The organism is Nitrospinota bacterium, from assembly GCA_027619975.1.
Taxonomy (GTDB): domain Bacteria; phylum Nitrospinota; class Nitrospinia; order Nitrospinales; family VA-1; genus JADFGI01.
Map to the genome: position 1 here is coordinate 1 of JAQCGX010000061.1, position 8,064 is coordinate 8,064.

An 8,064-nucleotide genomic window follows, 5' to 3' on the forward strand; every position below is an offset into this window, starting at 1 on the left:
GAGACCACGGGGGAGCGACCCAGCATTTTCGCGAAGCTCTGGAACTTGCTCCTGATAATCCAAAAATCAAGGATTCCAAAATTCTGAAAGAACACCTGGGGATGTAAATAAGCGCCCAAATTGAAAAATTGGGGTTACTGGTTTTTTCTCGACAGGGAATAATAGTTTTGGAAAATCGGAGGCCGCACTGCACAAAGAATTTTGTCCGCCGCATTATAGGATTTAACGAACGCCGGGCTGTTTTTTTATTGCTTTCGGAAGACGCGACAGCTCGTTCCTCGGCAGAAGGGCATATCCCTGGACCTCTTCCACGATCACTCCCGCCGCTTGGCTCAAGAATTATAGTTCAAAGCGGAAACAAAAAAATAGCCCAAAGGGAATAATCCCCTTGGGCTATTTGAATGATTATCAATTATAAAATTGCCAGGAAACCGCAGGCCTCATAACAGGCGTTGCAGTTGATACACAAATCCATATCGATGTGCGCCGCCACTTTCCGGGTTCCACCGGTGATGGCTCCTGTCGGACAAGGTTTGATGCAGGCCCCGCAGGCCACGCATTCTTCCTCTTTGACGTAGTATTTATAAAGCCCCGTGCATTTAGCCGCATCGCAAACCTGATCGACAATATGACGCTCATACTCCTTGCGAAAATATCTGAGCCCGGTCAAAACGCATTTGACCGCTGTTTCCCCCAGACCACACAGCGAGGTCATATTGATCTCTTCGCAAAGCGCCTGAAGCTTGTCCAGGTCTTCCATTTTGCCCCGGCCTTCGGAGATATCGTCCAGCTTGTTTTTAATCAACGTCAGCCCGATCCGGCACGGCGTACACTTGCCGCAGGTTTCTCCTTCATTAAAACCAATGGAAAATTTCGCCAGGTCGATCACACACGCAGATTGGTCATAAGCGGCAAAACTCGCCTGGCCCATGAGTACCCCGGCATCCAGCAGGCTTTCGTAATCCATGGTGATGTCGGCCTTCTCCGGAGGCAGAAAGCCGCCGGTGACGCCACCGACATGCACGACTTTCAGTTCCTTTTTCTTGACGATGCCGCCGCAAATGTCGTCGATGACATGGCGAAAGGTCAGCCCCATATCCAGTTCCATGAGGCCGTTGTATTTAAGATTCCCGGCGATCGCCCAGGTCTTGCACCCCTTGGCGTTGGGAGTGCCCATGCCCGCGTACCAGTCGGCGCCTTTTTTGATGATGGCGGGAACGGTCGCCCAGGTCTCGGCGTTATTTAACAACGTCGGTCGGCCCCACAAGCCTTTTTCTGTCGAATGCGGCGGCTGAGCCTTCGGGAAGGGACGCTTGCCTTCAATGGATGACATCAATGCTGTGGACTCACCACCGATGAAAGCCTCCGCACCTTCATGGACGGAGATGTCGATGCTGAAATCAGAGCCCATAATGTTCTTGCCCAGAAACCCGCGCTCTCTGGCCTGCACGAGCGCCATGTTCAGACGCTTAACGGCAATAGCATAATCGGACCTCGTGTAGATGATCCCTTCCGTCGCTCCAATGGCGTACGCACCGATGATCAACCCTTCCAGCATCTGGTGAGGGTTTCCTTCCATGACACTGCGGTCCATATAGGACGCCGGGTTGCCTTCGTCGCCATTGACCAGGATATACCGCGCCCCATCGTAAGAGGGAGCGTTGGCGGCCTTTTTCCATTTGTGGCCGGTGACGAATCCGCCGCCACCTTTACCACGCAGGCCGGATTTTATAATCTCTGCAATGATTTCATCGGGCTTCGATCCGCTGAGAACCTTCTTCAACGACTCGTAGCCGCCGACTGCAATGTATTCGTCAATATTTTCAGGGTCGATCGCGCCGCCAAACTCCATAGCCACCCGGTTTTGCTTCTGGAGCTGCTCGTAATAATCCTCCTTGGCGGCGGCTTTTTTGAACACCTTGCCACCAACCACATGCTCTTTTAAAATTTTCGAAACCATGTCGGGTTTGACTTTTTCATAGGTCACCCGTGGCTCACCCGGAATATAAACATCCACCAAAACATCGCGACTGCAATACCCACGGCACCCGACTTGCCCCATGTTGCATTGTTTGTCGCCCAATTCGGCATTGGCGTTCATGGCGGCGATTTGTTTTTCAAATTCCTGATAAACTTCTTTTGCGCCCTCGGCCACACCGCTCAGACTGAGACAAACTGTTATCTTCACCGTCCCTTGTTTTTCTTCCGTCGCCTGTGCTTGTTCTTCAACAGCTTCCATGAAACCTTCTCCCTTTTTGCCGAATACGTATATATAAATGTCAAAAAATTATTTTTTAAAGGAAACAGGGAAACCCTCTTGGAGTTCTTCACCTGCAACACCATAAGATCGCATAAAAATGCAGTAATTTCCAGCAATTCTAGTCATGGAACAGCCAATTGTCAATCCCTCTTCCGGCTCCCCTCATCTGAAAAATCAGAGGCTTGTCCACAAAATCGGCAGGTATTCTTTGGGAGCGGATGGCGGTCGCATGAACCCTCTGACAATAAGGTCTTTCCGGGGATTACTTATTTAAAAACAATGGAGTTTCTGGATGCACGGTTGCGGTGGAGGGTTGTTTGGATTCCCAGGCTCGCCACAATCCATGCAAATCGTATCACCACCCCCGGTGAAATCAAGCACGCTTGTCAATAGCTTCCCACTCAACCAATCGGAAATGAGTTCTTTGACTTTTAAGGTTGATTGGATTAAGGCTTGAATATAAACTCTTTACTCATTCTATTGAAGCCCATCCGCATCGCGGGATTTTCTTAAATCACCCAAAACCTTAAAAATCAAACGCAATGATTAAAACAACCGTTAAAACCGAGAACCTGTTCCAACACAAGACCCCTTGTCTGATTCTTTTTTGTCCACAAGAAAAAAAACCAGACGGGGAATTGAACCCAATCGACCAGGCGCTGGGCGGCTCCATCGCCGTAGCTTTCAAAGACAAGCGTTTTGAGGGCAAACCCAATCAGACCCTGTTGCTGAACTCCAGGGGCGCCATGAAATCCGACAATGTGCTGCTAGTCGGAATCGGCAAGGCCAAAGAGGTGACGGAAGAAAATATCCGTCAGGCATCGGGAATCGCCGCTAAAACTGCGGAAAGCGCCAACTTTAAAAAAATATCCTTTTACCTGCCTGAAGGCGAGTTGGAAAAGCTTTTGACGACAGACCGTAAAAAATCGTCCGATGAAACCGCTCGGGCCGTGGCCGAGGGGAGTTACCTTGCCCTCTATCACTTCGACCTTTACAAGAACAAAGATGAAACCCCCAGCAGAATTGACGAAATCACCCTGCTCACCAATTCCAAGGCCGCGCTTGCCAAACTGCGTTTAGCCTGTGAGCATGCGGCCAAGGTGGCGGACGGAGTCTGCCTGACCCGCGACCTGATTTTACAGCCGAGCAATACGTTAACGCCAACATTTCTCGCCGACACCGCCAAAAAAGTCGCGGCCAAGCACAAGATCGCCTGCAAAATTCTGCTCGCAAAGGACATGAAAAAACTGGGCATGGGTTCTCTTCTCGGAGTGTCCAAGGGCAGTCACGAACCACCGGCTTTTATCATTCTGGAATACAAGGGAGGAAAAAAGAACGACGCTCCGATAGTGATCGTTGGAAAAGGAGTCACTTTCGACACCGGCGGCATTTCCCTCAAACCTGCGGCCAATATGGACGAGATGAAAAAAGACATGTCCGGTGGTGCTGTGACTTTGGGAACGCTGCAAGTCGTGGCCAGCCTGAAATTGCCGATCAACGTGGTGGGCCTGATCCCCGCCGTGGAAAATATGCCCGGAGGCTCCGCCATCAAGCCAGGAGATATACTGACCAGCATGTCTGGGAAAACCATCGAAGTGTTGAATACCGACGCCGAGGGCCGGTTGATCCTTGCGGACGCCTTGAGCTACGCGGCCCGCTTCAAACCAAAAACGGTCATTGACCTGGCAACATTGACGGGGGCTGTGATCGTGGCCCTGGGTTCTTTCGCCGCCGGCGTTCTTGGCACCGATGATGAACTGATCGGGGATCTTATAGCCGCTGGAACCCTCACCGGGGAAAAGTTATGGGAACTTCCGCTTTGGGACGAGCACGATAAAGAAACGAAAAGCGATATCGCCGACCTCAAAAACATCGCGTCAGCGGGAGTGGGCGCCGGAACCACCATGGGAGCGGCCTTTTTAAAACCGTTCGCAGGCGATCAACCCTGGGCGCACATTGATATCGCTGGAACCTCATGGACGGGCAGTGATAAAGCCTACACCCCAAAAGGCGCTTCCGGATTCGGAGTGCGCTTGCTCGTCCACTATCTGGAACAACAGGCCCACGGCAAAAAAACCAAATCCGCCAAAAAACATGGATAATAATATACTCATTTTCATCCACCTGATGGCGGCGGCTGTCGCGGTGGGGAGTCTGGCATTTTGCCTGCTGGCCCTGTTACCGGCGGCGGCAAAACTCCCGGACCAGAAAATTCCGGTGGAATATTCCATTGCCTACAAAGCTCTTGATATTCTCGCGCCCACAGTAATGGCGGCCCTGTTGGCTCTCATCGGCACCGGCATTTATTTTTTATTGACCAACTACACCCGGCAAGTCGACCTGGCCTCTGGTTATTATAATTTATTTGGGGTGAAGATGGTGTTTGTGATCATCGCCCTGTTCCTCAGCGTCTACCAGGCTTTTACCCTGCGTTCCAGCATCTCCGACCTGGACTTAAGCCCTGAGAACCGGAAATTGGTTCCCGCCACTCTTAAAAAAATGAAAACCCTCAGTCAAGTGACGTTGGCCACCCTGTCCATCGCGGTCTTTCTCGGCATATGGCTGGCGAGGTATTGAATGGAAGAAGGATCAGCAAAAATGAACAAAGAAAACCAACCCACCCCCGACTCGCCGCAACCCACACTGGAAGTAGCAGGAGAGGTACTTCCAAATAATGGGCCGCTGGAAAAGGAGATCGACTTGAACTCGATTTTTCCGGATGCCGAGGCCGATCTCAACGCCTTGTTTCCAGATATGGAAATGAAACTTCTTTTAAAGAAAATCAATAAGGATAAAAAGGACCTGCATGCCCTGAAAGACCGCTTCCTGCTGGAAAACGAAGCAGGGGACGATGCGGAAGATCAAGAAGTCTAATGGGGAAATTTTAAAAGCTTAAAGCGGAGGTGGGGTCTGCCTTGATATTATGACAACAAATTCCGCATGGGACCCTGGTGCTCGAATTGCTTGCAGATGGATCTTAATTTGGGAAACACCGTTTTGTTCTGCACCTTCAACCATTGAATCTGCCGCGCATAGGGTTTCAGCCGTTTGAACGGTGGCAGGGTATCCAACTCCCCCCAGGGAACCCAGAACTCGGAATCGGAGAGGAGTTCATACGGATGAATATACACCATCGGCACGAACCCCTTGGAATGCGCTTCTTTCATGGTGGCAACCGTCATTTCTACGGGAAAGAATTTTAGATAGGTTCCGCCCGAACGGTAATTCATCCTCCCGCCAAACGATTTTTTCGCATAGACCGGAAATTCTTTTAAATTTGCATCGATGGAAAGAAAATAGTCCTTGACCGTTTCAGCGCTTTGCTGGTCATAAGGGACAAAGCTGGAATCGTATTCGAAGCGTTTGGCGATTTCTTTATAGATGCCCTTGTCCGTTTCCCGAATGGAAAATTCCGGCGCTCGAAACCCTCTAATCGTCTGGCCGCTGGCCTTGGTCAAAGACTCGATGGCGCGATCCAGATTTTTGGCAATAGACTCTATCGGGTCTCGGTACACCAGGTCATGATAATAATAATGGCAACCCACCTCATGGCCGTCATCACTGACCTGCTTGACGAGATCGGGCGCGAGATCCGCCAGAATGCCAGTGGTAAAAAAAGTCACCCCATTCTTAATTCCCAAATCATTGATGACTGATTTTATTTTTTCATAACTGATCCAAAGCGAATCGACATTCATCTCTGGATGGGCCAGCCCATGCTTGCGTTTATAGTCATGGGTGAAATCTTCAAAATCAATCGACAAATGAAATGGCAGGCGACTCATTTTTGAGCTTCCTTCCAGGCCACATCCATCACAAAGTCGTTGAGCACAAGATAGTCAATGCCAGAGTTCACAAAGGCCGTTACCGCCTGGGCGGGGGTATTGATGATCGGTTCTTGTATGTTAAATGAGGTGTTCAACAACAACCCAACACCGGTAATTTTTTCGAATTCATCGATCAAGTGCCAGTATCTGTAGTTGCCCGCCTCCGAGACTGTGTGCACTCTTGCGGTTCCGTCAATATGCGTCACGGCGGGAATCACACTTTTCTTATCTTCTCTCACCTTTGACACAATATTCATGAACGGGCTTTTCTGTTTGATTTCAAAGAAATCCTCCGCGCACTCTTCCTTGACGGAGGGAGCAAACGGTCGGAACAATTCGCGCTTCTTTATTTTTTCATTCATCAAACTCTGTATATCTTTGTTTCTCGGATCCGCCAGAAAGGAACGGTTGCCCAAAGCACGCGGGCCAAACTCCGCTCTCCCCTGAAACCAGGCGATCACATTGCCATCCGCAATTTTTTGGCTCACGAATTTGAATAGATTTTCCTCAGCGTATTTTTCAGGCACCTCATAGTTGTTTTCAACAAAAAATTTCTCTATCTGCTCGTTGGTGAACGACTGGCCAAGATACGCCGTTGCCATCTCTACTTTCTCATTCGCATTGCCAAACTTCTTGTGCCCGAGAATACCAGCGCCGATGGAGCACCCGGCATCATGCGGTGCGGGCGGGACAAACACCTTTTCAAAACCCAGGTGATCGACGATATTGCCGTTTGCAGTCACGTTGAGCCCGCAGCCACCGACGATACAGATATTTTTTGTGTCGGGAAATTTTTCCACCGCATAGGAAATCATATGATTCACGATTTCCTCATAAGCCGTCTGGACGCTCGCGGCCATATTTCTGTGTTCCTGGGTGAACTCATCGTTTTTGTCGCGTGGAGGGCCTAATAACTGGATCAATTTTCTTGAGAATTTACCCTCCAACGCCTGATGGTAATCCAGAATTCTGGTATTCAAGGTATAGTGGCCATTTTCCTTTTTCTGCAATATATTGCCCAGAATGACGTCTTTATAAACCGGCTTGCCATAAGGCGCCAGTCCCATCATTTTGTATTCCCCTTCCAACATCTGGAACCCCAGATACCCTGTGAACGCACTGTAGTAATGTCCCAGGGAATTCGGCCATCATTCCTTGAGAATTTCCGTGAAAACGTTGCCGGACTGGTGCCCCAGCAAGGTGGATAGCCCTTCACCGCCGCCGTCATAACTGAGAATCATCGATTTATCAAAACCCGAAATATCAAAGGCAGAAGCGATATGGCAGGAATGATGATCCAGAAAAACGGTCTTTGCTGAAAAATCACCAAACTCTTTACGGAGAATGCTGTTCGTGAAAAAGAGATCCTTCCAGCTTCCCTGATGATGCGTCTCTTTGGCATCTTTTCCATTGGAGCTCAAAAAGATGGATTTGATTCTATTCAGTTTGGCCCCAAGCGTTTTCGGATTATTCACCACACCTGTGACAACGCCGGATAACCTGGGCAGCAGGTTCCATCGCTCCCAATAAACACATATCAGATCGATATCGCTCAATTTGATGTTTGAAAATTCCAGCGCTGCATGGATGGACTGCAAGGGAAACGATCCATCGTTTTTCACCCGTGTCAGTCTTTCCTCTTCGGTAGCAAAGATGACCTTGCCATCTTCGATGAGGGCCGCAGAACTGTTTCCCCATGGTACAAAGGCCAAGAATTTTCATTCAGTTGATTCCTTGTCATAAAGGGCCTCTTTGCAGGTACGCAAAGACGCGACTTCATACATATTAATTGAGCTAAATTGTGTTAAACGAAAGCAGGTAATGCGCATCCACTCTTGTTTACCAAGGCAGGATAATTTTTCAAGGTGACAATCCTGTAGTCGCTCAGGATTCTGCGCCATGAATCGGGAATTCACTACCAATCACCACAGAATCTTGCGTATATGGTGCGCCCGAGAGGATTCGAACCTCCGACCT

At 49.4% G+C, this 8,064-nt stretch carries 6 protein-coding genes and 1 pseudogene; 3 read left to right on the forward strand and 4 right to left on the reverse strand.

The features are described 5' to 3' along the window. Positions 1-412 precede the first annotated feature (412 nt). Positions 413-2,239 carry a 4Fe-4S binding protein gene (locus O3C58_13855; GenBank protein ID MDA0692935.1) on the reverse strand — a complete coding sequence of 609 codons (1,827 nt, stop codon included), beginning with the start codon at positions 2,237-2,239 and terminating at the stop codon, positions 413-415. Between the two features lie 563 nt (positions 2,240-2,802). On the opposite strand from O3C58_13855, the gene O3C58_13860 reads away from it, so the two are divergent. The 3 genes from O3C58_13860 to O3C58_13870 are packed head-to-tail and all read left to right on the forward strand — an operon-like array spanning position 2,803 to position 5,134. Next, positions 2,803-4,362, forward strand: coding sequence for a leucyl aminopeptidase (locus O3C58_13860; GenBank protein ID MDA0692936.1), 1,560 nt, complete (start codon positions 2,803-2,805; stop codon positions 4,360-4,362). Next, positions 4,355-4,837: a hypothetical protein gene (locus O3C58_13865; GenBank protein MDA0692937.1), complete on the forward strand. Its 483-nt coding sequence runs from the start codon at positions 4,355-4,357 to the stop codon at positions 4,835-4,837. Before O3C58_13860 ends, O3C58_13865 begins: the two co-directional genes overlap by 8 nt. After that, the gene (locus O3C58_13870; protein MDA0692938.1) at positions 4,838-5,134 is read left to right on the forward strand and encodes a hypothetical protein; all 297 of its coding nucleotides are present in this window, start codon (positions 4,838-4,840) and stop codon (positions 5,132-5,134) included. It abuts the gene before it with no gap. A gap of 47 nt (positions 5,135-5,181) precedes the next feature. Here O3C58_13870 and O3C58_13875 read toward each other — a convergent pair whose 3' ends face one another. The 3 genes and pseudogenes from O3C58_13875 to O3C58_13885 all read right to left on the reverse strand — a co-directional run bounded on the left by O3C58_13875 (position 5,182) and on the right by O3C58_13885 (position 7,799). Continuing rightward, positions 5,182-6,045 (reverse strand): polysaccharide deacetylase family protein, encoded by an 864-nt coding sequence (locus tag O3C58_13875; protein MDA0692939.1) that lies wholly within the window; start codon positions 6,043-6,045, stop codon positions 5,182-5,184. Beyond that, complete coding sequence (locus tag O3C58_13880) at positions 6,042-6,689, reverse strand: hypothetical protein (GenBank protein ID MDA0692940.1); 648 nt, start codon at positions 6,687-6,689, stop codon at positions 6,042-6,044. Before O3C58_13880 ends, O3C58_13875 begins: the two co-directional genes overlap by 4 nt. Before the next feature lie 54 nt (positions 6,690-6,743). After that, positions 6,744-7,799 (reverse strand): annotated as a pseudogene (locus tag O3C58_13885) (hypothetical protein). Between the last annotated feature and the right edge of the window lie 265 nt (positions 7,800-8,064).